23 protein-coding genes and 1 pseudogene are annotated in these 22,808 nt (G+C 73.4%); 18 read left to right on the top strand and 6 right to left on the bottom strand.

All coding sequences use genetic code 11. The features are described 5' to 3' along the window. Positions 1-2 precede the first annotated feature (2 nt). From VM95_RS23000 to VM95_RS22990, 3 genes are read right to left on the bottom strand one after another with little or no spacing between them, the layout of a single operon-like run. The gene (locus tag VM95_RS23000; protein ID WP_045699944.1) at positions 3-866 is read right to left on the bottom strand and encodes a carbohydrate ABC transporter permease; all 864 of its coding nucleotides are present in this window, start codon (positions 864-866) and stop codon (positions 3-5) included. Further along, a complete protein-coding gene (locus tag VM95_RS22995; RefSeq protein ID WP_045699943.1) occupies positions 863-1,786 on the bottom strand; it encodes a carbohydrate ABC transporter permease in 924 nt (307 codons plus the stop codon). The genes VM95_RS23000 and VM95_RS22995 overlap by 4 nt, the downstream gene beginning before the upstream one ends. A 12-nt stretch (positions 1,787-1,798) precedes the next feature. Next, positions 1,799-3,190, bottom strand: coding sequence for an ABC transporter substrate-binding protein (locus VM95_RS22990; RefSeq protein ID WP_045699942.1), 1,392 nt, complete (start codon positions 3,188-3,190; stop codon positions 1,799-1,801). Positions 3,191-3,296: 106 nt separating this feature from the next. Here VM95_RS22990 and gcvPA point away from each other — a divergent pair, with 106 nt between their 5' ends. The 9 genes from gcvPA (at position 3,297) to VM95_RS22945 (ending at position 12,579) form a co-directional block, all read left to right on the top strand. Next, positions 3,297-4,643, top strand: coding sequence for an aminomethyl-transferring glycine dehydrogenase subunit GcvPA (gcvPA, locus tag VM95_RS22985; RefSeq protein ID WP_244178903.1), 1,347 nt, complete (start codon positions 3,297-3,299; stop codon positions 4,641-4,643). After that, on the top strand, positions 4,640-6,232 hold the full coding sequence (gene gcvPB / locus VM95_RS22980) for an aminomethyl-transferring glycine dehydrogenase subunit GcvPB (RefSeq protein ID WP_078860391.1): 1,593 nt from the start codon (positions 4,640-4,642) through the stop codon (positions 6,230-6,232). The genes gcvPA and gcvPB overlap by 4 nt, the downstream gene beginning before the upstream one ends. Further along, entirely contained in the window at positions 6,229-7,386 is a 1,158-nt protein-coding gene (locus VM95_RS22975; protein WP_052707511.1) for an ATP-NAD kinase family protein, read from the top strand. Before gcvPB ends, VM95_RS22975 begins: the two co-directional genes overlap by 4 nt. A 76-nt stretch (positions 7,387-7,462) precedes the next feature. Next, on the top strand, positions 7,463-8,209 hold the full coding sequence (locus VM95_RS22970) for an SDR family NAD(P)-dependent oxidoreductase (protein WP_045699940.1): 747 nt from the start codon (positions 7,463-7,465) through the stop codon (positions 8,207-8,209). A gap of 82 nt (positions 8,210-8,291) precedes the next feature. Continuing rightward, positions 8,292-8,945: a GntR family transcriptional regulator gene (locus tag VM95_RS22965; RefSeq protein ID WP_052707510.1), complete on the top strand. Its 654-nt coding sequence runs from the start codon at positions 8,292-8,294 to the stop codon at positions 8,943-8,945. A gap of 59 nt (positions 8,946-9,004) precedes the next feature. Continuing rightward, positions 9,005-9,652 (top strand): hypothetical protein, encoded by a 648-nt coding sequence (locus tag VM95_RS22960; RefSeq protein WP_045699939.1) that lies wholly within the window; start codon positions 9,005-9,007, stop codon positions 9,650-9,652. Between the two features lie 170 nt (positions 9,653-9,822). Beyond that, a complete protein-coding gene (locus VM95_RS22955; protein ID WP_045699938.1) occupies positions 9,823-11,049 on the top strand; it encodes an NAD(P)/FAD-dependent oxidoreductase in 1,227 nt (408 codons plus the stop codon). A gap of 14 nt (positions 11,050-11,063) precedes the next feature. After that, positions 11,064-12,041: a sigma-70 family RNA polymerase sigma factor gene (locus VM95_RS22950; protein ID WP_107073057.1), complete on the top strand. Its 978-nt coding sequence runs from the start codon at positions 11,064-11,066 to the stop codon at positions 12,039-12,041. A gap of 115 nt (positions 12,042-12,156) precedes the next feature. After that, positions 12,157-12,579, top strand: a complete 423-nt coding sequence (locus VM95_RS22945; RefSeq protein ID WP_045699937.1) for a hypothetical protein — start codon at positions 12,157-12,159, stop codon at positions 12,577-12,579. A gap of 96 nt (positions 12,580-12,675) precedes the next feature. Here VM95_RS22945 and VM95_RS45285 read toward each other — a convergent pair. Continuing rightward, positions 12,676-12,810, bottom strand: a pseudogene (locus VM95_RS45285) (MmyB family transcriptional regulator); the annotation flags it as partial. Between the two features lie 50 nt (positions 12,811-12,860). Here VM95_RS45285 and VM95_RS22940 point away from each other — a divergent pair. After that, on the top strand, positions 12,861-13,196 hold the full coding sequence (locus tag VM95_RS22940; RefSeq protein WP_045699936.1) for a hypothetical protein: 336 nt from the start codon (positions 12,861-12,863) through the stop codon (positions 13,194-13,196). A 112-nt stretch (positions 13,197-13,308) separates the two neighbouring features. Here VM95_RS22940 and VM95_RS22935 read toward each other — a convergent pair whose 3' ends face one another. Continuing rightward, positions 13,309-14,022, bottom strand: a complete 714-nt coding sequence (locus VM95_RS22935) for a hypothetical protein (protein ID WP_208615515.1) — start codon at positions 14,020-14,022, stop codon at positions 13,309-13,311. A 177-nt stretch (positions 14,023-14,199) separates the two neighbouring features. On the opposite strand from VM95_RS22935, the gene VM95_RS22930 reads away from it, so the two are divergent. Continuing rightward, positions 14,200-15,093 carry an NAD(P)H-binding protein gene (locus tag VM95_RS22930; protein ID WP_244178902.1) on the top strand — a complete coding sequence of 298 codons (894 nt, stop codon included), beginning with the start codon at positions 14,200-14,202 and terminating at the stop codon, positions 15,091-15,093. Between the two features lie 23 nt (positions 15,094-15,116). Here VM95_RS22930 and VM95_RS22925 read toward each other — a convergent pair whose 3' ends face one another. Further along, on the bottom strand, positions 15,117-15,860 hold the full coding sequence (locus VM95_RS22925; RefSeq protein ID WP_045699934.1) for a class I SAM-dependent methyltransferase: 744 nt from the start codon (positions 15,858-15,860) through the stop codon (positions 15,117-15,119). Positions 15,861-16,055: 195 nt separating this feature from the next. Between VM95_RS22925 and VM95_RS22920 the strand changes: the two genes are divergently transcribed. The 7 genes from VM95_RS22920 (at position 16,056) to VM95_RS22890 (ending at position 22,654) form a co-directional block, all read left to right on the top strand. Beyond that, a complete protein-coding gene (locus tag VM95_RS22920) occupies positions 16,056-16,352 on the top strand; it encodes a putative quinol monooxygenase (RefSeq protein ID WP_244178901.1) in 297 nt (98 codons plus the stop codon). A gap of 263 nt (positions 16,353-16,615) precedes the next feature. Beyond that, a complete protein-coding gene (locus tag VM95_RS22915) occupies positions 16,616-17,434 on the top strand; it encodes a PP2C family protein-serine/threonine phosphatase (RefSeq protein ID WP_045699933.1) in 819 nt (272 codons plus the stop codon). A gap of 72 nt (positions 17,435-17,506) precedes the next feature. Further along, positions 17,507-18,523 carry an MASE1 domain-containing protein gene (locus VM95_RS22910; RefSeq protein ID WP_045699932.1) on the top strand — a complete coding sequence of 339 codons (1,017 nt, stop codon included), beginning with the start codon at positions 17,507-17,509 and terminating at the stop codon, positions 18,521-18,523. Positions 18,524-18,571: 48 nt separating this feature from the next. Then, positions 18,572-19,327: a DeoR/GlpR family DNA-binding transcription regulator gene (locus tag VM95_RS22905; protein WP_045699931.1), complete on the top strand. Its 756-nt coding sequence runs from the start codon at positions 18,572-18,574 to the stop codon at positions 19,325-19,327. A 246-nt stretch (positions 19,328-19,573) separates the two neighbouring features. Next, positions 19,574-20,848 (top strand): extracellular solute-binding protein, encoded by a 1,275-nt coding sequence (locus VM95_RS22900; RefSeq protein WP_045699930.1) that lies wholly within the window; start codon positions 19,574-19,576, stop codon positions 20,846-20,848. A 58-nt stretch (positions 20,849-20,906) separates the two neighbouring features. Beyond that, a complete protein-coding gene (locus tag VM95_RS22895; RefSeq protein WP_045699929.1) occupies positions 20,907-21,830 on the top strand; it encodes a carbohydrate ABC transporter permease in 924 nt (307 codons plus the stop codon). Beyond that, entirely contained in the window at positions 21,827-22,654 is an 828-nt protein-coding gene (locus VM95_RS22890; RefSeq protein ID WP_244178900.1) for a carbohydrate ABC transporter permease, read from the top strand. The genes VM95_RS22895 and VM95_RS22890 overlap by 4 nt, the downstream gene beginning before the upstream one ends. Positions 22,655-22,808: the final 154 nt, after the last annotated feature.

Genomic DNA, 22,808 nt, shown 5'->3' with positions numbered 1-22,808 from the left:
GGTCATCCCTTCAGGGCCCCGCCCAGCAGCCCGGCCACGAACTGCCGCTGGAACAGCAGGAAGAGCACCATCAGCGGCAGGGTGGCGAGGAACGAGCCGAGCATCAGGCCGGAGTAGTCGACGTGGCTGAGTCCGGTCAGGGTGTTGAGGGCGACCGGCACGGTGTACTTGTCCTGGGTGTTGAGCATCAGCAGCGGCCAGATGAAGCTGTTCCACTGGCCCATGAAGGTGAGGATCACCAGTGTGCCCAACTGCGGCCGCACGCACGGCAGCACGACCTGGTAGAAGGTGCGCAGTTCACCGGAGCCGTCGATCCGGGCGGACTCCAGCAGTTCGTCGGGGAAGTCGAGGAAGCTCTGGCGCATCAGCAGGACGCCGAAGGAGTTGGCGAGGAAGGGCAGGATGACGGCCTGGTAGCTGTCGATCCAGCCGAGGTTCGCCATCATCTGGAACAGCGGGACGAGCAGCACCTGGAGCGGGATCATCAGGGTGGCGAGCACCGCGCCGAGCAGCAGGCCGCGGCCGCGGAAGCGGTACTTGGCGAGGCCGTAGCCGCACATGGCGGAGAGCAGGGAGCTGAGCAGGGTGTGGACGGCGGCGATGCCGAGGCTGTTGAGCAGCACCCGGCCGAAGCCGATGCTGTCCTGGAGGTGAGCGAGGTTGCGCAGCAGCCGGCCGCCGGGCAGGAACGGCGGCGGGGAGTGGAAGAGTTCGGCGCTGCTGTGGGTGCTGGCGAGGAGCATCCAGGCGAACGGGATCAGGCTGAGGACGGCGCCGAGGGTGAGGACGGCGAGGGCAGCCGCGCGGCCGAGCCGGGCGGGCAGCGGGCGGCGGGGCCGCTGCGGGCGCACGGGGGTGCTGCTCATCGGCGGCGTTCCCTTCCGTAGAGCCGGAACTGCAGCAGGGAAACGGCGGCGATGAGGAGGACGACGACCCAGGCGATCGCGGCGGCGTAGCCGAAGTCGAGCTGCTGGAAGCCGACCTTGTAGAGGTAGACGACCGGGGTGAGGGTGGCGTCGCCGGGGCCGCCGCGGGTCAGCACGTAGTTCTCGTCGAAGAGTTGGAGGGTGCCGATGGTGGAGGTGATGGTGCAGAACAGCACCACCGGCCGCAGTTGGGGCAGGATCACGCCGGTGTGGGTGCGCAGCGGCCCGGCGCCGTCGAGGGCGGCGGCCTCGTACTGGTCGCGGCCCACGGCCTGCAGGCCGGCCAGCAGGATGACGGCGTTGTAGCCGGTCCAGCGCCAGGTGACCGAGCCGATCACGGAGATCCGGGCCCAGGTGGGCGAGTTGAGCCAGTCGACGGGCTGGAGGCCGAGGGCGTGCAGGAGTTGGTTGGCGAGGCCGCCGTCGGTGCGCAGCAGGACCTGGAAGACGACGGCGTAGGCGACCAGGGTGGTGATGGCGGGCAGGAAGAACACGGCGCGCCAGCCGGCCCGGAAGCGCAGCCAGGACTGGTTGAGCAGGACGGCGAGGACGAGGGCGAGCCCGATCATCACCGGTACCTGGACGGCGAGGATGAGCGCGGTGTTGACGAGGGAGTGCAGGAAGGCCGGGTCGTCGAGCAGGCGCCGGTACTGGTCGAGGCCGACCCAGACGTCGACGCCGTCGCGGCGGGCGGTGAAGCTCTGGTAGAGGCTGGCGCCGAGCGGGTAGGCGAAGAAGGCGGTGAACAGGACGGCGGTGGGGCCGGCGAAGAGCCAGGCGGCGGTGTGCGGAGAGCGGCGGCGCCGGGCGGGTGCGGCGCTCGCCCGGGGTGTGCGCAGGGCGGTGGCGCTGCTGGTCATGGCGCCCGCCCTTCAGGAGACCGGTGGGCGGCCGGTCGCGGTGGCGATCTGGCGGGCGGCGGAGCGCAGCGCGGTGCCGGGGTCGGCGCCGTTGTGCAGGACCTGGTTGACGGCGGTGGTGACGATGTCGCCGGCCTTGGTGTCGTCGGCGGTGCGCTCGACGGCGGGGACGGTGCGGGCGAGTTCGGCGAACAGCTTCATGACGGGCTGGTCGGCGTAGTAGGGCGCGGGCTGCTGGAAGTAGGGGTCGTCGAGGGCCGGGAGGTAGGCGGGGAAGAGGCCTTCGTGCTGCATCATCGAGGCCTGGTTGGCCCGGTCGGCGAGCAGGAAGTCGAGGAAGGCCCAGGCGAGTTCGGGGTTCGCGCTCTGGGCGGGGACGCACAGGACGGAGCCGCCGCTGTTTGAGGTGCGGCAGCCGCCGGGGGTGAAGGCGGGCAGCGGGACGACGCCGAACCTGCCCTTGAGGTCGGCGAGGTCGCCGGTGAGGGTGCCGTCCCACCAGGCGGCGGTGGGGGCGGTGGCGGCCTTGCCGTCGTGGGTGCCGGAGACGAGGCCGTCCCAGCCGTCCTCGAAGTCGACGAGGTCGCGGTCGACGAGCTGTTTGAGCAGGGTGAGGGCGCGTTCGGCGGCGGGGGTGGCGACGGCGACCTTGCCGTCGACGAACCAGGCCTGGCCCTGCTGTTGGAGCAGCATGCCGAAGGTGGTGTCCTTCTTGGCGTCGAGGATGAGCAGCTTCTTCCCGGTGGCGGCCTTGAGCGCGGTGCCGGCGGTGAGGTAGTCGTCCCAGGTGGCGAGGGTGGCGGGGTCGATGCCGGCCTGCTGGAAGTGGTCGCGGCGGTAGAAGAGGGCGCAGGGGCCGCTGTCCCAGGGGAGGGCGTAGACGCGGCCCTTGGTGTCCGTGACGGCTCGCCAGGTGGCTTCCGGGTACTTGTCCTTGAGGCCTTGGGCGCGGCCGGTGAGGTCGACCAGGGCGCCGGGGAAGGTGCCGAGGTAGCCGGGCACCTTGTGGCCCTCGACGGTGAGGACGTCGGGCAGGCCGCTGCCGGCGCCGAGGCCCACGGTGATCTTGTCGTAGGCGTTCTCGTAGCCGATGTCGAGGACGTCGACGGTGGTGCCGGGGTGACGCTGTTCGAAGGTCTTGCCGAGGCGCTGCATGGCCTTGGCGGCGACGTCCCAGGACCAGATGGTGAGCTTCCCGGCGAGGGTGCCGGTCGGGGTGGCGCCGATCTGCTTGGCGTCCGTCCCGGCGGCTCCGCCGGTGGCGCAGCCGGCCGCGCCGGTGAGCAGCAGGGCGCCGCCCGCGGCTGCCCCGGCGAGCAGCGTGCGCCGGGTCGGGGCGAGGGCCGATCCCGGTGCTGTGCGGCCGAGTTGGGGGATTCGTTCGGGCCGGGTTCGTGCGGACATCTTGCCTCCCGACGAGTGAATGCCGAATGCTGTATACAGAACTCAGCATGCACATCGCCGTCAAGGCTTGTGACCGAAAACGCGGAAGGTCCCGATGAGCGCACGCGTGCCCCGAACCCATCCGTACATCCCCAACTCCGCCCCCGACGTGCGGGCCGCCATGCTGGCCGCCATCGGCGCGCGCGGCGTCGAGGAGTTCTACGCCGACATCCCCGCCGCGCTGCGGCTGCGCCGCCCGCTGGAGCTGCCCGAGCCGCTCCGCTCGGAGGCCGAACTCACGGCCCACCTGGAGGAGTTGCTGGCCCGCAACACGGCGGTGCCGCCCGGCCGCAGCTTCCTCGGCGCGGGCTGCTACCGGCACCACGTGCCGGCCGTGGTCGACGAGGTGGTCAACCGCAGCGAGTTCCTGACCGCGTACGCGGGCGAGCCGTACGAGGACCACGGACGGTTCCAGGCGCTGTGGGAGTACCAGTCGCTGATGGCCGAGCTGCTGGCCGTCGAGGTGGTCAACGTGCCGACGTACGACGGCTTCCAGGCGGCGGCCACGGCGCTGCGGATGGCCGGGCGGGCGACCGGCCGGCACCGGCTGGTGCTGGTCGGCGAGATCGACCCGGACCGGCTCTCCCGCATCCACGACTACGTCCGCGGCGTGCACGAGCTCGTCCCGGTCCCGGCCGAGCCGGCGGCCGTCCGGGCCGCGCTCGCGGACGGCGACGCGGCCGCCGTGTACGCCCAGCTCACCGACTTCTCCGGGCGGATCGACCCGGAGCTGCCCGACTACATCGAACTCGCCCACGCAGCAGGCGCGTTGGCCGTGGTCCACGCCAACCCGCTGAGCCTCGGCGTGCTCGCCCCGCCCGCCGACCTCGGCGCCGACCTGACCTGCGGCGACCTCCAGCCGCTCGGCATCCACCCGAGCTTCGGCGGCGGCAACGCGGGCTTCATCGGCTCCCCCGACGAGCCGCGCCTGGTCGCCGAGTACCCCAGCCGCCTGTTCGGCCTGGTCCCCACCGAGGTGCCCGGTGAGTACGGCTTCGGCGACGTCGCGTACGAGCGGACGTCCTTCGCGCTGCGCGAGGAGGGCAAGGAGTGGGTCGGCACCGCCGCCGCGCTGCACGGCATCGCGGCCGGCGTCTACCTCGCGTTGATGGGGCCGCACGGCATGCGCGAGATCGGCGAGACCGTCCTCGCCACCACCGCCTACGCCCGGCAGCGGCTCGCCGAGGTGCCCGGCGTGGACCTGGCCGACCCCGGGGCCGTGCACTTCGCCGACTTCACCCTGCGCTACACCGGCGGGCGCACTGCCGCCGAGATCGCCGCCGCCCTGCTGGAACGCGGCCTGCACGGGGGCACCCCGGCCGGGGAGCACGAGGGCCGCTACTGCGTGACCGAGCTGCACACCCGGGCCGACATCGAGCACCTCGCCACCGCCCTTGAGGAGATCGTGAAGTGACCGACCGCCGGACACCCTCCCGTGCGCGCATCGCCCCCAAGCCGGCGCTGCGGCGCTTCCAGCAGGCCCGCTGGGACGAGAAGCTGATCTTCGAGCTGGGCTCCCCTGGCGAGCGCGGCGTCCTGCCGCCGCTGCCCGACCCGGCCGTCACCGCCGCCGTCGGCTCCCCCGCCGACCGGCTGCCCGCCGCGCTGCGCCGCACGGCCGCGCCCGCGCTGCCGGAGCTCGGCCAGCAGCAGGTGCTCCGGCACTACCTGCGGCTCTCCCAGGAGAACCTGGGCGCCGACCTCAACGTGGACGTCGGCCAGGGCACCTGCACCATGAAGTACAGCCCGAAGGTCAACGACACCTTCGTCCGGGACCGCCGGATCGCCGCCCTGCACCCGGCGCAGGACCCCTCGACCGTCCAGGGGGTGCTCGAACTCGCCTACCGGCTGGAGCAGTTGCTCAAGGAGATCTCCGGCATGGACCGGGTCAGCCTGCAGCCGGGGGCCGGCTCCGCCGCGATCTGGACCAACGTGTCGGTGATCCGCGCCCACCACGCGGCGCGCGGCGAGGCCGGGCAACGGGACGAGATCATCACCACCGCCTTCTCCCACCCCTCCAACGCGGCCTGCGCGAAGACCGCCGGCTACCGGGTGATCACCCTGCACCCGGACGCGGACGGCTACCCGGACTTCGAGGCGCTGCGCGCCGCGGTCGGCCCGCGCACCGCCGCGCTGCTGATCACCAACCCGGAGGACACCGGCATCTACAACCCGCGGATCGCCGAGTTCGTCGAACTCGTCCACCGCGCGGGCGGGTTGTGCGCCTACGACCAGGCGAACGCGAACGGGATCCTGGGCATCACCCGGGCCCGCGAGGCCGGGTTCGACCTGTGCCACTTCAACCTGCACAAGACCTTCTCCACGCCGCACGCCTGCGGCGGTCCGGCGGCGGGCGCGTGCGGCGTCACCGCCGAGCTGGCGCCCCACCTGCCGCGCCCCACCGTGGAGTTCGACGGCGAGCGGTACCGGCTGGACGACGGCGGGCCGGAGTCGGTCGGCAAGATCCGGCCGTACCTGGGCGTGGTGCCGAACCTGGTGCGCGCCTACGCCTGGATCATGTCGCTGGGCGCCGACGGCCTGCGCGAGGCCGCCGAGACCGCGGTGCTCAACAACAACTACCTGCTGGCCCTGGTGCGCCGGATCCACGGCGTCTCCGTCCCGTACGCCGAGGGGCGCCCCCGGGTCGAGCAGGTCCGCTACAGCTGGCAGCGGCTCTCCGAGGACACCGGGCTGCACAGCGAGGAACTCGGCTACCGGGCCGCCGACTTCGGCACCCACTACTGGACCAGCCACCACCCGTACGTGGTGCCCGAGCCGATGACGCTGGAGCCCACCGAGTCCTACTCCCGGGCAGACCTGGACGAGTACGCGGCCATCCTCGCCGAGGTCGCCCGGGAGGCGTACGAGGAGCCGGAGACCGTCCGCACCGCGCCGCACCGCTCGACGGTGCACCGGATCCGGCACGAGCCGCTGGACGACCCGGCGGTGTGGGCCGTCAGCTGGCGCGCCTACCGCCGCAAGGTGCTCGGCGAGCAGCCGTGACGCCTCCCCTGATCGAACCGGCCCGGATCGGGCTGGTGGTCAACCCGGTCGCCGGGCTCGGCGGCCGGGTCGGCCTCAAGGGCAGCGACGGCGCCGACGTCCAGCGGCAGGCCCGCGCCCTCGGCGCCCGGGCCGCCGCCCCGGCGCGGGCCGAGCTGACGATACGTCAACTCCGCGCTCTGGCTGGGGATGTCGACATCCTCACCGCCGCCGGCCCAATGGGCGCCGACTCGGCGGGCCCGACCGCCCGGGTCGTCCACCGGCCCGCCGGAGAGCCCACCGGGGAACCCACCACGGCGGCGGACACCCGGGCGGCGGTGCGCGCCGTGGTCGCGGCCGGCGCCCGGCTGCTGCTGTTCTGCGGCGGCGACGGCACCGCCCGCGACGTCCTCGCCGCGCTCGGGCCCGAGCCGGCCGTGCCCGTGCTCGGCATCCCCGCCGGGGTCAAGATGCACTCCGCCGTGTTCGCCGTCCACCCCCGCGCCGCCGCCGAGGTGGCCGCCGCCTGGGCGCGCGGCACGGGGGTGCGGCTGACGGCCGCCGAGGTGGTGGACCGGGACGAGGCCGCGCTGCGGGCCGGCCGGGTGGGCGCCCGGCTGTACGGGCGGCTGACCGTCCCGGTGCTGCCCGCCCGGGTGCAGCAGCGCAAGACCGGCAGCTCCGGGCCCGCCCCGGCGGCGCTCGACGGGATCGCCGCCGAGCTCGCCGAACGGATCGGCCCCGGCGGGCTGTTCGTCCTCGGCCCCGGCACCACCACGCACGGCGTCGCCGCCGCGCTCGGCGCCCCGGACACCGCCCTGACCGGCGTCGACGTACTCCGGCTGCGCCGCGACGGCACCGCCCGGGTCGAGCTGCGCGACGCCCGGGCCGACCAGCTGCTCGCCCTGCCCACCACCCCGTGGATCGCGCTCTCCCCGATCGGCGGCCAGGGCTTCCTGCTCGGGCGCGGCAACCAGCAGCTCTCCCCCGAACTGCTGCGCGCCGCCGGCCCCGAGCGGCTGCTGGTCCTCGCCACCGAGGCCAAACTGGCCGCCCTGGCCGGCCGGCCGCTGCTGCTGGACACCGGCGACCCCGCACTGGACGACGCCCTCTCCGGCCACGTCCGGGTGATCACCGGCCGCCGCGCGACGGCCGTCTACCGCGTCACCTGCTGACCGACTCCCCAGCGCGTTCGGCTGCCCGGCGCGTTCGACTCCCCAGCGCAATCGACTCCCCAGCGAAGGAGCCCAGATGATCGACCTCTCCGGCAAGCGCGCCCTCGTCACCGGCGCGGCCTCCGGCATCGGCCGGGCCACCGCCGCCCTACTGGCCGAACTCGGCGCGGCCGTCGTGCTCGCCGACCTCGACGCCGAGCGCGGCGAGCGCGCCGCCAAGGAGATCGGCGGCCTGTTCGTGCGCTGCGACGTCTCCCGGCGCGCCGACTGCGAACGGGCGGTCGGCGCCGCCGTGGCCGAACTCGGCGGCGTGGACGTGCTGTTCAACAACGCCGGGATCATCCGCCGGTCCACCGTCACCGAGATCACCGACGAGGACTGGGACCTGGTGATGGCCGTGAACGTCCGCTCGATCATGCTGCTGAGCTCACTGGTGGTCCCGCTGATGGCCGCGAACGGCGGCGGCAGCATCGTCAACACCGGCTCCGGCTGGGGCATCAAGGGCGGCGGCCGGGCCGTCTCGTACTGCGCCTCCAAGGGCGCCGTGGTCAACATGACCAGGGCGATGGCGATCGACCACGGCCCGCAGAACATCCGGGTCAACTGCGTCTGCCCCGGCGACACCGACACCGGCATGCTCGCCGAGGAGGCCCGCCAACTCGGCGAGAGCCCGGACGCGTTCTACGCCGACGCCGCCGACCGCCCGCTGGGCCGGATCGGCCGGCCGCGGGACATCGCCCGGACCGTCGCCTTCCTGGCCAGTGACGCCGCGGCGTTCGTCAGCGGCGCGATCATCCCCGTCGACGGTGCCGGCACCGCCTGACCAGCGCCGCACGGGCGCCCGGCCCCATCGCCGGGCGCCCGCCCGCTACGCTGTGGACCAAGAACGGAAGGAAAGAAGCCCGATGGCGATCGAGCGGCGTCCGCTGCGCGAGCAGGTGAAGGACGAACTCCTGGAGCAGCTCGGCCGCGGCCGGTTCACCCCCGGCGAGTCGATCAACGAGGTCCAGCTCGCCGAGGAGCTGGGCGTCAGCCGTACGCCCCTGCGCGAGGCGCTGATCAGTCTGGAGCGCGAGGGCATCATCACCAGCGAGCGCGGCAAGGGCTTCCGCTTCGCGCCCACCGGCAAGCAGGAGTTCCGCGACCTGACGGCGATCGTGATCGCCCTGGAGTCGCTGGCGCTGCGCACCTCCGACCCGGCCCACCTGTCCGCGATCGCGCCCCGGCTGCTGGCGGAGGCGCGCGCCTTCTCCGCGCCGCAGGCCCCGCACGGCACGATCGAGCGCTACGACGACGCCTGGCACGCGCTGCTGCTGTCCGGCTGCGCCAACTCCCGGCTGCGCGACATGATCGAGTCGCTGAAGCTCACCCTGCACCGCTACGAGCGGGTGGTGGTCGGCGACCACGAGATCCTGGAGCGCGCCGCCGCCGAGCACGAGCGGATCGCCCAGTGCCTGCTGGACGGTGACGTGGAGCGGGCGGTCGCCGCGCTGGAGGCCAACTGGACCAGCGGAATGGAACGCATCCTGGAGCGCCTGCCCCCGGTCGCCGCCCGCTGACGCCCCCTCCGGCCCCCCGCCGTCCCCGCGCACCGGATGGCCTGGCAGGATCTGCCGCCATGGACCCGAGCACCCCGCCCGCCCGGCGGCGCACCGACGACCTCCCGTGGCCGCGCCGACCGCTGCTCGCCGCACTGTGGATCCCCGCCGCGGCCGTCCTGCTGCCGCTCGGCGGGGCGATCGGCGCCTTCGGCCTGTGGATGCTCGCGCCCGCGCTGGCCCTGGTGCTCGCCGGCCTGGTCGGGCTGCTCTGGGCGGTGTGGAGCCTGTGCCCGTCCCGGCTGCTGCGCCGGGTGGGGCTGAGCCTGCTGCTCGGCCCGCTGATCGCCGTCCCGCTGCTGGCCCTGAACACCGCTCAGGCCACCGACCTGAGCATGCGCGGCGTCACCCACCCCGGCGAGGTCACCGCCGTCCGGGTCAGCCACGGCAAGACCACCACCTACTCCTGCACCGTCCGTTTCACCGACGTCCCGGACCGCTCGCGGCCCGTCCAGTGCGGCGCGGCCGACACCGTCGGCGAACGGGTCGACGTCACCGAGGACCCGGACGGCCTGGTCGACCCGGAGTTCGCCGGCGCGGCCGCCGCCGGCCGCTTCGACCTCGCGCTCACCCTGTTCTTCGACGCCGCCCTGCTGATCGTCGGCGCCGCCTGCGCCACCGCGGGCGCCGTCCTGCACCGCACCCGCCGCGGCCGCGCCCGCCCCTGACCACCCTCGCCACCCTGTGGCCCACCTCACATCCCGTTCCTGTCAGCAATCGGCCCGCTGCCCCGCTCAAGCACCGAAAGCAAGCGCAGAGCAAGCGCAGAGCAAGCGCAGAGCGAGCACAGAGCACGCGCTCAGCACGCGCAGAGCGAGCGAACCGACAGGAGCGACCCATGAAGCACCGCATCGTCGTCCTCGGCGCCGGCTACGCCGGAGCCAACGTGGCCGGGACCCTGGCCCGTCGCCTGTCCCCCGCGGACACCGAGATCACCGTGGTCAACGCCGAGCCGGACTTCGTCGAGCGGATGCGCCTGCACCAGCTCGCGGCCGGCCACCGGATCGAGTCCCGCAAGCTCGCCGACGTCTTCGCCGGCACCGGCGTCCGGCTGCGCCTGGGCCGGGTCACCGCCGTCGACCCCGAGGGGCGGCTCGTCGCGCTGGCCGACGCGAACGGCGGCGGCGAACTCGACTACGACACGCTGGTCCACACCCTCGGCAGCCGGGCGGCCGACCACGGCGTGCCCGGCGTGGCCGAGCACGCCTTCGAGGTGGCGAGCCGGCCCTCGGCGCTGCGCCTGCGCGACCGCCTGGACGGCCTGGTCCGGCAGGGCGGCGGGCGGGTGCTGGTCGTCGGCGACGGGCTGACCGGCATCGAGACCGCCACCGACATCGCCGAGAGCCGGCCCGGCCTGTCGGTGACGCTGATCGCCCGTAGCGAGCTGGGCGCCCCGCTCTCCCCCGGGGCCCGCGGCCACCTGCGCCGGGCCTGCGACCGGCTGGGCGTCACCGTCCTGGAGCACACCGGCGTCGAAGCCGTCGAGGCGGGCCGGGTCCGGTGCGCCGACGGCAGTGTCCTCGCCTCCGACGCGACGGTGTGGACGGCCGGCTTCGCGGTCGGCCCGATCGCCGCCGCGAGCGGGCTGGAGGTCACCGGGGACGGCCGGATCGTCGTCGACCGCACCATGCGATCGGTCTCGCACCCGAACGTCTACAGCGCCGGCGACGCCGCCTTCGCCATCGGCGACAACGGCCTGCCGCTGCCGATGTCCTGCGCCACGGCCGGCTTCACCTCCCGACAGGCCGCGGACGCGATCGTGGGCCGGCTGACCGGCCGCCCGATCCGGCACACCAAGCTGAGTTACATCGGCAACCACATCAGCCTGGGCACGCGGGACGGCATCCTGCAGATGGTCGACCGCGAGGCGCTGGCGAAGCCCTCCTACCTGGGCGGCCGGACGGCGGCGCGGGTCAAGGCCGGCATCCTCGCAGCCTCGCTGTGGGCCGTCGCGCACCCCACCTTCGGCCTGCCCACGCGCCGCCACCGCCTGGCCGAGGCGCCGGACACGCCCACCCAGCAGCTGACCGGGCAGCAGCTGACCGCCCAGCAGACGGCCGCGTAGCAGGGAGCCCTAGGGTGATCCGCGTGGACAGCACCGCGATCGACGGCTTCGACGCCGACCGCTTCGACACCGACCGCTTCGAGGCCGGGCGGAACCGGCTGGCCGCGCTGGCCTACCGCCTGCTGGGCTCCGCCACCGACGCCGAGGACGCCGTACAGGACGCGTTCCTGCGCTGGCAGGCCGCCGACCGGCGGCGGATCGAGGTGCCGGAGGCCTGGCTGACGAAGGTGGTCACCAACCTGTGCCTGGACCGGCTCCGATCCGCCCAGGCTCGCCGGGAACGCACCGTCGGTGCCTGGCTACCCGAGCCGCTGCTCGCCGGCGATCCGATGCTCGGCCCGGCCGACACCGTCGAGCAGCGCGAGTCGGTCTCCCTGGCGGTGCTGACGCTGATGGAGCGACTGGCGCCCCTCGAACGGGCCGTCTACGTCCTCCGGGAGGCGTTCTCCTACGGCCACGCCGAGATCGCCGAACTCCTCGACATCTCCGAGTCCGCGAGCCAGCAGCACCTCCACCGGGCCCGGGTCCGCATCGCCGCCGCGCGCCCCCGCGGCGGCGAGGTCGACCCGGCCTCGGCCCGCCGGATCGTCGAGGAGTTCCTCGCCGCGGCCTCCTCGGGCCGCACCGACCGGCTGGTGGCGCTGCTGACCGACGACGCGACCGCGATCTCGGACGGCGCCGGCCTGGCGAAGACGCTGCTGCGCTACGACACCCCGCAGCGCATCGCCACCATCGTGCGGGCCGGCTTCAAGCCCACCGCCGCGAAGCACCGCCTGCTCGGCGGCTCGCCCGCCGTGCACTACGCGCTCGTCAACGGCGCCCCCGCGGTCGTCTTCGTGCTCGGCGACCAGGTCGTCGGCACGGTGGCCTTCGACCTCGCCGACGGCCGGGTCGCGACCGTGCGCGGCATGGGCGCCGCCGCCCGGCTCGGCCGCCTCGGCGAGGCCTGGCGGCGCCACGAGCCGGACGCGCCCCTGATCGAACGGTGGTGACGCGGCACCACCGCCCGAGCAATCCCCCCCCGCTGGCCGTACCCGTCGAGTTGATCGTTATCGTCTGCTCCCGTGTCCAGGTGGGACACGGTTCCATCGACAACGGGAGCACCTCATGGCCGATCAGAAGCTCGACCTGCAGTCGCAGGCCAGACGGGCCGTACTGCGGCTGGATCGGACCGAGCGGCCCCGCCTCGTCCTCCTGGCGATCAGCGGGCCGAGCCAGTACCTCCTGGGCGCCCTGTTCGGCGGGCTGCTCGGCTTGTTCCTGGTCAAGTCCTACTTCATCAGCGTCACGGACCGCTCGGTCTTTATCCACCGCGGCCCCCGCCTGAACCCTCACCCGCAGGAGCTGGTGCACGTCGTCCCGCTCGCGGACGCCGGTCGCCTGATCAGCCGCGTCAAGCTCGGCCGCAGCTGGAACGCGCTGTTCCTCAACCTCCCGGGCAGAGCGCGGCCGACCCGGCTGAACGTCTCGTTCCACTCCCGTTCCGAGCTGGACGGCTTCCTGCGGAAGCTCGGCGCGATCCAGGCCTAGATGTCTTGACCACGAGCGTTGCCGGCCAGGGGTGACCGGCGGGGCTGTGAACACCATGAAGTGGATCGTTCCCGCCCGGCCGTGGTTGGGGGTGACACCCCCGGCGGCTTCGATCATGGGGGCGTACGGCGCGCGGCCCAGGCTGTTGGCGGCCAGGACGTCACCACGGCCGTTCAGGATGAACGCCGGGCAGGCCATGGAATCCAGGAAGTGCCGCAGGTTCGGCCGCACCGCGGCGGCGGGCCGGCGTCGGCGTCCCGGACATTGTCCACGGTTTCCAGATGCGCGCGATGGTCGAGCGCAACCTGGAAGCGATGGGGATCGCGGACCAGTTCGAGGCCGTCGACCGGGAGGTGGAACTGAACCTCAGCTTCACCATCGACGAGGTGTCGCCGATCGAGTACGCCAGGAACTGCCAGGTGCCCACCTTCATCACCCAGGTGCACGACGACGCGCTGACCAAGCCCTCCGACGTGCAGGCGATCTTCGACGCCGTCCCCGTAGACGACAAGAAGCTGTTCTGGATCGAGGGCAGCACCCGGCGCTGGGACGGCTACAACTACTTCTCCGAGCACCCCGAGCAGCTGGTCGAGTGGTTCGACAAGCACGTGAACTGAACCCACGTCACCCTCGGGCCGCCTGAACGGCCCGAGGGTGACGCGCAACGGCGCAAGTCTCCACCACCGCTACAGCAGCGACGCGAGTCAACAACCCTGCGGGTCAACACACCTAGAGGTCCGCGGGCCAGGCGTAGCTGCTCGGGACCTGGACGGCGGCGTTCTCCGCGGCCGTGCCGTAGACCAGGGCGATCTCGTCGTGCGCGTTCAGCGGGATGGCGGCCGGGTCGCCGTCGACCGGACGGCCGTTGACGTAGGCCCGCAGGGTGTGGGTCGCGTCGGTCTTCAGGCCGCCCAGGTGGTCCGCGGAGGCGGAGACCTGCCACTCGGTGAGGAACTGCCCGAGGCTGAAGTCCGCCTTCGCCGGGGATTCGACGTGGATGACCCCGCTGCCGTCGTGGGTGTGCAGCGGGCTGATCCGCCGGGCGGCCTCGTCGATGCCGACCAGGGCGGGCACCTCGACCGGTTTGCCGTCGACCAGGACGTCCAGGTGGGCGTGGATGTGCAGTTCGGTGCCCTCCGCGCCGAGCATCGGGAGCCCGGCGGCGGCCACGGCGGCCGCCGGATCGCCCGGCGCCGGCCAGGGCGGCGGGGTGGTGCGGCCCTCGGCCGTGGTCCGCGGGTGCGCCGGAATCCCCGGCGCGGAGCGGGGTGAGTTCTGGTCCGTGGCGATCGCGGTGGCGACCCCGCCGACCACCGCGAGGAGCACCAGGCCGATCGTCCCGCGCACCAGCAGGCGCCGGCGCCGATCCCGGCGGGCCTGTTCCGCCCGCAGCGCCGCCGCATGGGCCCGGCGGTCGTCCGGAGCCGGTTTCCGCGCAGCCATCCTCGCGGCCTCCTCGGGAACGGCGGTGCCGCACGACGACACCGCGCCTTCAACCTGGTCCCGGTCTCAGCCTGGCAGAGACGACGCGAATCGGCTCACCGAGTGACCGCCCCGCCCGACCTCGTCCATTTCTTGACCAGGTTGCCTTTTTAACCGAGTAACGGTTTCATGGACGGCATGAGCGACAGCATGAGCCCCTTGATGGACGTTCCCCCCGTACTCGTCACCGGCGCGACCGGCCGGATCGGCCGCCTCACCATCGACCGCCTCCTCGACGCGGGCGTGCCGGTCCGCGCCCTCACCCGCCGCCCCGAGGCGGCGGCCGCGCTGCCGGCGGAGGTCGAGGTCTTCACCGGCGACCTCACCGTGCCCGAGTCGCTCGATCCCGCGCTGGCCGGCGCGGGCGCGGTCCTCCTCGTCTGGACCGCCCCGCCCCGGACCGCCGCGGCGGTCGTCGAGCGGCTGGCCGCCCATGTCCGGCGGGTCGTCTTCCTGTCGTCCCCGCACCGGACGCCGCACCCGTTCTTCCAGCAGCCCAATCCCGCGGCCGCGCTGCACGCGGACATCGAGCGGCTCATCGCGGCCACCGGCCTGGAGTCGACGATCATCCGGCCGGGGATGTTCGCGTCGAACGCGCTGGCCTGGTGGGTGCCCGAGATCCGGGCCGGCGCGGCCGTCCGGTGGCCGTACGGCGCCGCCGAGACGGCACCCGTCGACGACCGCGACATCGCGGCCGTCGCGGCCCGGACGCTCCACCAGGACGGGCACGTCGGGGGCGACTACGTCCTCACCGGGCCCGAATCGCTGACCCAGGCCGCCCAGGTGGCTGCCATAGGCGACGCCCTGGGGCACCGGATCGCGTTCGAGGAGATGACGCCGGACGAGTTCCGGAGCCGGCTGGAGGGCGCGGCGCCCGCTCCGGTCGCCGACATGCTGCTCGCCGCGTGGAGCGCGGCGGTCGGGCGGCCCGCGTACGTCACCACCACGGTGGCCGACATCCTCGGGACGGCACCGCGCACGTTCCGCCAGTGGGCCGCCGACCACGCCGCCGCGTTCACCGGGGGTTCGTGACCTCCTCGACCGCGGCCAGCGGTTCAGCTCAGGCCCGGCCGCCGGCCGTCCGCGCCCACCACCACCCAGTGGGCCGGCAGTTCGATCCGGGCGCCGTCCGGGGTGAACTCCGTGGTGAGCAGGGGCATGTCGCCCGAGGCGAGAACGCCGAGGCCGGCCGCGCGGAGGATGTCGGTGAAGGCCTCGTCGGCGACCTCGGCCGGGGCGAGGCCGTGGCTGAGGACCGGGCGCAGCTTCGGGGGCGGCCCGGCGGGGTTCTGCGCGAGCCGCGCCAGCACGCCCTTGGCCGCCTCCGCCAACTCGACGACGAAGCCCCGGCCGCGCCCGCCGAGCAGCACGGCGACGGCCTCCGCGACGGGGCCGCGGTCGGCCGGCTCGCTCTGGTGGATCACGCCGCGCACGTACACGTTGGCGTCGCCCAGGCGCTCGTGCAGCTCCCGGACGGCCGCGGGGTCGGTGGCGTCCAGCTGGGCGAACCCGGCCCGTCGCGCCCCGTCCCCGCGCCGGGCCAGGTCGACGGCCGCGGCCGACAGGTCGACCCCGAGGACGTGCGGGAAGCGGTCGGCGAGGAAGCGGGTCTGGGTGCCGTTCCCGCAGCCGAGGTCGACGAGCGGAAGCCGGTCGTCCGCCAGGTGCGGCCGGAACAGTGCGAGATGGCGTTCCGCCGTGAGCGCCGGCTCCGCGTCCCAGATCACCGAGCCGGGCTCCTCGGGGGCATCCCGCCAGAAGCCCTCCCAGGCATCCCTGTACCGATTCGTCACGCTCATGGCCGAGACCTCCAGGTGTCACGCACGGTTTCGGGATCGTGCCTATAGGTCACGGCGGTACATGGCAAGCACCCGGGGCCCGACCTGCCGTACGGCGGCACGCCCGTGCGCCTTCGTCGCCGGGGCGGGGAAGATCCCGCCGGTCCGGGCTGTTCGGACCGGGGACAGCGGGAGCGCGGACCAGAGGGAGTGACGGTGTCTCAGCGGATCACGGCGGTGGCGGTGTTGCGGGCCAGGGCGGGGCGGGAGGCGGAGATGCGGGAGCAGGCCCGGTCGATGGTCGCGGCCAGTCTGGCCGAGCCGGGATGTCTGTCGTACCGGAACTACGTGGACCCGGACGACCCACGGGCCTGGGTGGTGGTGGAGGAGTGGGAGACGCGGGAGGCGTTCGAGGCGCATCTGGCCAGCCCGCACCTGGCCCGCTCGCTGGAGCGGACGGCTGAACTGCTGGACGGCCCGCCGGAGTTGCGGGTGCTGACCGCCGCCGGGTGAGGGCGTGACCGGGAAGCGAACGGGCCGCCGCACGGGTCCTCGCTCGGGAGGGCAGCGCCGAGGCCGCCATCGGGAACCGCCAAAACGCCCGGACCGCGAGCACCCCGGGCCCGAGGACGGCACCGGACCTCGCCGCGCGGGGAGCGCCCGCCCCGCGCGACGCGCCGACGCGGGAGGGCCGTGGGGGCCGTCGAGCGGCCGTCGCCCGTTCGGCCGACATAGGCTGGTCTGATCACCCCGCCCCGCACCCCGCCGGAGGGCCGATGATCCGACGCCGCCCCGCCGACCGCCCCAGCGCGGACGACCTGCTGACCGAGCTCGGCCGGCTCACCGCGTCCGCGCTGGAGCAGGCCGAGCTGCAGCGGGCCCGCGTCGAGCTGGCCGAGGCGCTGCAGCGCGAGCTGCTGCCGGCCGCCCTGCCGCAGCAGCCCGGCCTGCGGGCGGCGGCCCGGTACGCGCCGGCCCGGCACGGCCTGAGCGTCGGCGGGGACTGGTACGACGGCTTCCGGCTGCCGGACGGCTCGGTGGCGTTCTCGCTCGGCGACGTCCAGGGCCACGACGTCGAGGCGGCGGCGATCATGGGCCAGGTGCGGGTCGGCCTGCGCGCCGTCGCGAGCACGGCCGCCGACCCCGGCGAGGTGCTGAGCCGGGCCAACGACCTGCTGATCTCGATGGACAGCCGCCGCTTCGCCACCTGCAGCTTCCTGCGCTACGACCCGGCCACCGGGGACCTGTCGCACGCCCGGGCCGGGCACGTCCCGCCGGTCTGGGCGGACGCCGACGGCCGCTGGGGGCAGTGCGCCGACGACGACGGCGGCCCGCCGCTCGGCGTGCTGCCCGGCCAGACGTACCCGGTGAGCCACCACCCGCTGACCGGGACGGGGGTCGTCGCGCTCGTCACGGACGGGGTGGTCGAGGGGCCGCAGTTCCCGATCGAGGCCGGGCTGGACCGGGTGGCGGCCGTCCTGCGGGAGCGGGTCGCGGACGAGCCGGACGTGCTGGCCGCCGAACTGCTGGAGGTCGCCGACCTGACCGGGCACACCGACGACGCCGCGGTGCTGGTGCTGCGCCACGACGACTGAGAACCCCCGCCGGGAACCCTCGCGCCGGCCCGCGCGTGTCACGCCCGCACCGCGCCGCCCCTCCGTAGTCAGATGGCTGCTGTGCCGCCGACCTCCACGCCCAGCCCCCGCGCCCTCCGCCGTCGGGCCCCGGCCGCCCTGCGCCTGCTCGCGGTCACCGCGGTCTACCTCGCGGCCGGGCGGATCGGACTGCTGGAGCAGGTGGTGATCGGCGGGGCCAGGGTCACCCCGCTCTGGCCGCCGACCGGGATCGCGCTCACCTGCCTGCTGCTGTTCGGGCTCCGCACCTGGCCGGCCGTGGCGCTCGGCGCCTTCCTGGTGATCGCCTCCTCCGGGCCGCCGACCTGGGGCTCGCTCGGCGTCGTGGCCGGGAACACGCTGGCCCCTGTCGCCGCGTGCCTGATGCTGCGCCGGGCCCGGTTCCGGATCGAGCTGGACCGGCTCCGGGACGGGATGGCGCTGGTCTTCCTGGGGGCGTTCGCCGGAATGCTGATCAGCTCCACCATCGGCACCGCCGTCCTGGTCCTGAACGGCGACCTGCCGGCCGGCGGATTCTGGTCCACCTGGTCGGCCTGGTGGACGGGCGACGCGATGGGGGTGCTGGTGGTGACCCCGCTGGCGCTGGCGCTGCGCACGGCCCGGCTCCCCGCCGATCGCCGCCCGTCCGACTGGGTGGAGCCCGTCCTGTTGCTGGCCAGCACCGCCGGCGCCACCGTGATCGCCACCTCGACCACGCTGAGCCTGCTCTTCCTGGTCTTCCCGTTCCTGATCTGGGCGGCGCTGCGCTTCCAACTGCTCGGGGCGGCGCCCTGCGTCCTGCTGGTCTCGCTGGTCACCATCACGGCGGCCACCAACCGGGCCGGTCCGTTCGCCGGGCACGGGCTGGTCGCCGCCATGGTGATGCTGCAGGCCCTCAACGGGTGCGCGGCGCTGACCGGCCTGCTGCTGGCCGCGATCGTCGCCGAGCAGCGCGAGACCTACCGGCGGATCGAGCAGGCCACGGTCGAACTGGCCGAGGTCGTCCACCGCCTGGCCCCCGGCAAGGCCGACCCCAGCCGCTGGCTGCCGCCGGAGGACGACGGCCGCTGAGCGGTTCTGCGCGAAGGGGCCGGAAACCGCGCCCACTACACTTCGGCCATGCTCAAAGCTGACCGGACCGCCCGGATTCTGTCGCACATCGCCGAGGCGGGCAGCGCCGACGTACACGAGCTCGCCGCCCTCCTCCAGGTGTCCCCGGCCACCGTCCGCCGTGACCTGCAGGAACTGCACGACCAGGGCCTGCTGCACCGCACCCGCGGCGGGGCCGTCACCGGCGCCGTGAACCTCGAACTGCCGCTGCGTCACAAACACGGCACCCGCCAGGCGGAGAAGCGGCGGATCGCGCTGGCGGCCGACCGGCTGGTGCCGGACGGCGCGGTGGTCGGCCTGACCGGCGGCACCACCACCAGCGAGCTGGCCCGGGTGCTGGCCGAGCGCGGCGGGATCACCATCGTGACCAACGCCGTCAACATCGCGGCCGACCTGATCGTCCGCCCGGAGGTGCGCCTGGTGGTCGTGGGCGGCATCGCCCGCACCACCAGCTACGAACTGGTCGGGCCGGCCGCCGAGCGGATGCTCGCCGAGTACCACCTCGACCTGGCCTTCATCGGCGTGGACGGCCTGACCCAGGAGGGCTGCACCACGCACGACGAGATGGAGGCCCAGACCGACCGGGCCTTCCTGCGCAGCAGCGCGCGGTCGGTCGTGCTGGCGGACAGCACCAAGGTCGGCCGGGTCACCTTCGCCAGGATCTGCCCGCTCACCGACGTCCACGAGCTGGTCACGGACGACGAGTTGAGCGCCGCCCAGGAGGAGGCGATCACCGACAACGGCCTGCGCGTCCGGCGCGCCTGACGTATCGTCACCTCGTCGAGCCCGGCCGGGCCGCCCTCCGGCCGGGCGTTTTTTTGCAGCCGAAATTGTCATGCAACGGTCCGATAACGGTCTCCCGTGACCACCTCGACCGGACGGCCCGCCTCGGGAATACTGCCCGACGCAGCCAGCACTTTTCGATTCTGCTCAAAACAAGCGCTCTTCAAGCATCTCGGATCACGACGGATCCCGATCGAAGCACAACGGCGTACGAAGGCGGTAACTGCGGTGCACAAACGATTCCTCGCCCTCTCCACGGCCTGCGCCCTCGGCGCCCTCGCCCTCACGGCCTGCGGAAGCGGCAGCGACGGCGGCGGCGCCGACGCGGACGGCAAGGTGACGCTCAAGCTGGTGGCCGCCGACTACGGCGACAAGGAGTCCAACAGCTCCCGGACCTACTGGAACAACCTGGCCACCGCCTTCACCGCCGCCAACCCGAACATCCGGGTCGACGTCCAGGTGGTCAACTGGAACGACATCGACAAGCAGGTCCGCACCATGATCCAGAGCGGCAACGTGCCGGACGTGCTGCAGACCGGCGGCTACGCCGACAAGGTCGCCGACGACCTGCTCTACAAGGCCGAGGACGTGCTCTCCACCGGCACCCGGGCCAACTTCATCGACAGCTTCGCCGAGGCCGGTCAGGTCAAGGGCGTGCAGTACGGCATCCCGTTCGTCTCCTCCGCCCGCGCCCTCTTCTACAACAAGACCCTGTTCCAGCAGGCCGGCATCACCCAGCCGCCCGCCACCTGGGAGGACGTCCGCAAGGACGCCGAACTCCTCAAGGCCAAGGCCCCCGGCACCACCCCGTACGCCCTGCCGCTCGGCCCCGAGGAGGCCCAGGGCGAGAGCATGATGTGGGAGCTCGGCAACGGCGGCGGCCCCACCGACAAGGACGGCGCGTACACCATCGACAGCCCGGCCAACGTCGAGACCTTCAGCTGGCTCAAGGCCAATCTGGTCGACCCCGGCCTCACCTACGCCAACCCGGCCACCACCGACCGCAAGACCGCGTTCGCCGACTTCGCCGCAGGCAAGGCCGGCATGCTCAACGGCCACCCCTCGCTGATCCAGATGGCCCGCGACGGCAAGGTCGACTACGGCGTCGCGCCGATCCCCGGCAAGACCGGCCCGCTCAAGTCCACGCTCGGCGTGGCGGACTGGACGATGGCCTTCAAGAAGAACGGCCACCGCGACCAGATCCGCACCTTCCTCGACTTCGTCTACGCGAAGGACAACACGCTCCGGTTCGACGAGACGTACAACCTGATGCCCGTCACCCAGGACACCCTGCGCGAGATGACCGGCAGCGGCAAGCACAAGGACCTCGAACCCTTCTTCGCGCTGCTCCCGCACGCCGCCTTCTACCCGCTCGGCGACACCAGTTGGGACACCGTCTCGGCGGAGCTGAAGAAGACCGTCGGCACCGCCCTCACCGGCGACCCGGCCAAGGTGCTCGGCGCACTGCAGAAGAAGGCCAAGGACACCGCCGCCGACAAGTAGCGCCCCGGTGACGCCACCACGCCGCTCCTGCACCGAACCCCTGTGAGAGGCACGCCCGTTGTCCCAGCACTCCCCCTCCCCCACCCGGGGCGCACCGCCCGCGCGGACGCCGCGCCGCCGGGGCCGGCTCGGCCCGCTGCCGTGGATCGCGCCCGCCGTCCTGCTGATCCTGTTCGTCGTCCTGTGGCCCGTCTACGAGATGGTGCGCACCTCGTTCCTGCGCATCAGCACCAGCGGCTTCGTGCGCGGCTCCGCCGGGCTGGACAAGTACCGCAAGCTGTTCGGCGAGACCGACCTCGGCCACGTCCTGCTCGCCACCGTCCTGTGGACCGTCGCCGTCGTCGGCCTGACCATGCTGCTCTCGCTCGGCCTGGCCCAGCTGTTCGACCAGCGCTTCCCCGGCCGCCGCTTCGCCCGCTGGGCGCTGATCGCGCCCTGGGCGGCGTCCGTCCTGATGACCGCCATCGGCTTCCGCTGGATGCTCGACCGCACGGCGGGCGTGCTCAACACCGCGATGACCAACCTCGGCCTGATCGACGGGCCGCGCGACTGGCTCGGCGACCCGTCCACCGCCTGGCCGTGGATGGTCGGCGTCGCCGTCTTCGTCTCGCTGCCGTTCACCACCTACACCCTGCTGGCCGGCCTGCAGACCGTGCCCGCCGAGGTGTCCGAGGCCGCCAAGGTGGACGGCGCGAGCGCCTGGCAGGCGTACCGGCGGATCACCCTGCCGCTGCTGCGCCCGGCGTTCCTGGTCGGGCTGGTGATCAACCTGATCAACGTCTTCAACTCCTTCCCCGTCATCTGGGGCATGACCCAGGGCGGCCCGAGCAGCGACACGGCCACCAGCACGGTGTTCATGTACCAGCTGAAGGCGACCGACATCGGCGAGTCCGCGTCCATGTCGGTGGTCAACTTCGCCCTGGTGGTGCTGCTGGTGCTGCTCTTCCTCAAGGTCAGCCGCTGGAACCGGGAGGAGAGTTGACCAGCCGCCGCCTCACGCCCCGCACCCTGCTGCTCGCCGCCACCGCCTGGCTGCTGGCCGCCGTCTTCCTGCTCCCCTACCTGGAGATGGCCGTCACCGCGCTGCGCCCGGCCGACGAGCTGCGCGACCCGGGCTACCTACCGCACCACTTCGCCTGGTCCAACTTCGTCGACGTCTGGCGGGACTCCACCCTCGGCGCGAACCTGCGGGTCACCCTGCTGGTCGCCGGCGGCTCCACCCTGCTGGCGCTGCTGGTCGCGCTGCCCGCCGCCTACCACACCGCCCGGGTCCGCTACCGGGGACGCCGGCTGTTCCTGCTGCTGGTGCTGGTCACCCAGATGTTCCAGCCGACCTCGCTGCTGGTCGGCCTGTACCGCGAGTTCTACCAGCTCGACATGCTCAACTCGGTCTGGACGCTGATCCTCTGCAACGCCGCCTTCAACCTGGCCTTCGCCGTCTGGATCCTCACCGCCTACATCGGCTCCATCCCGGTCGAGCTGGAGGAGGCCGCGATGATCGACGGCCTCGGCCGGTTCGGCGCGCTGCGCCGGGTGGTGCTGCCGCTGGCCATGCCCGGTGTGGTGACCGCGCTGATCTTCACCTTCATCGCGGCCTGGAACGAGTTCGTGATGGGCCTGACCCTCTCGACGGCGGTGCGCAGCCAGCCGCTCACCGCCGGGATCAACAGCTTCATCGGCGACTACACCGTGCAGTGGAACTACCTGTTCGCCGGCTCGGTCGTCGCCATCGTGCCGGTGATCGTGCTGTTCGCCCTGATCGAGGGCAAGGTCGTCGCCGGTCTGACCGCCGGCTCGGTCAAGTAACGCCCTCCCCTGCAAGGAACGCCCTCCCCTGGCCCTTTGGACACCCCCGACCGGAGGAACCACCGTGCGCCTGCACCGACCCCGGCTGCGCCGGGCCGCCCTCGCCGCGGCCCTGACCAGCCTCGCCGCCCTCGCCGGGCCCGCCCTCCCGGCC

This window comes from Streptomyces rubellomurinus (genome assembly GCF_000961885.1).
In the GTDB taxonomy this organism is placed as follows: domain Bacteria; phylum Actinomycetota; class Actinomycetes; order Streptomycetales; family Streptomycetaceae; genus Kitasatospora; species Kitasatospora rubellomurina.
Note: the sequence above shows the minus strand (reverse complement) of the source record. Positions and strands in the feature narration are given on the sequence as shown.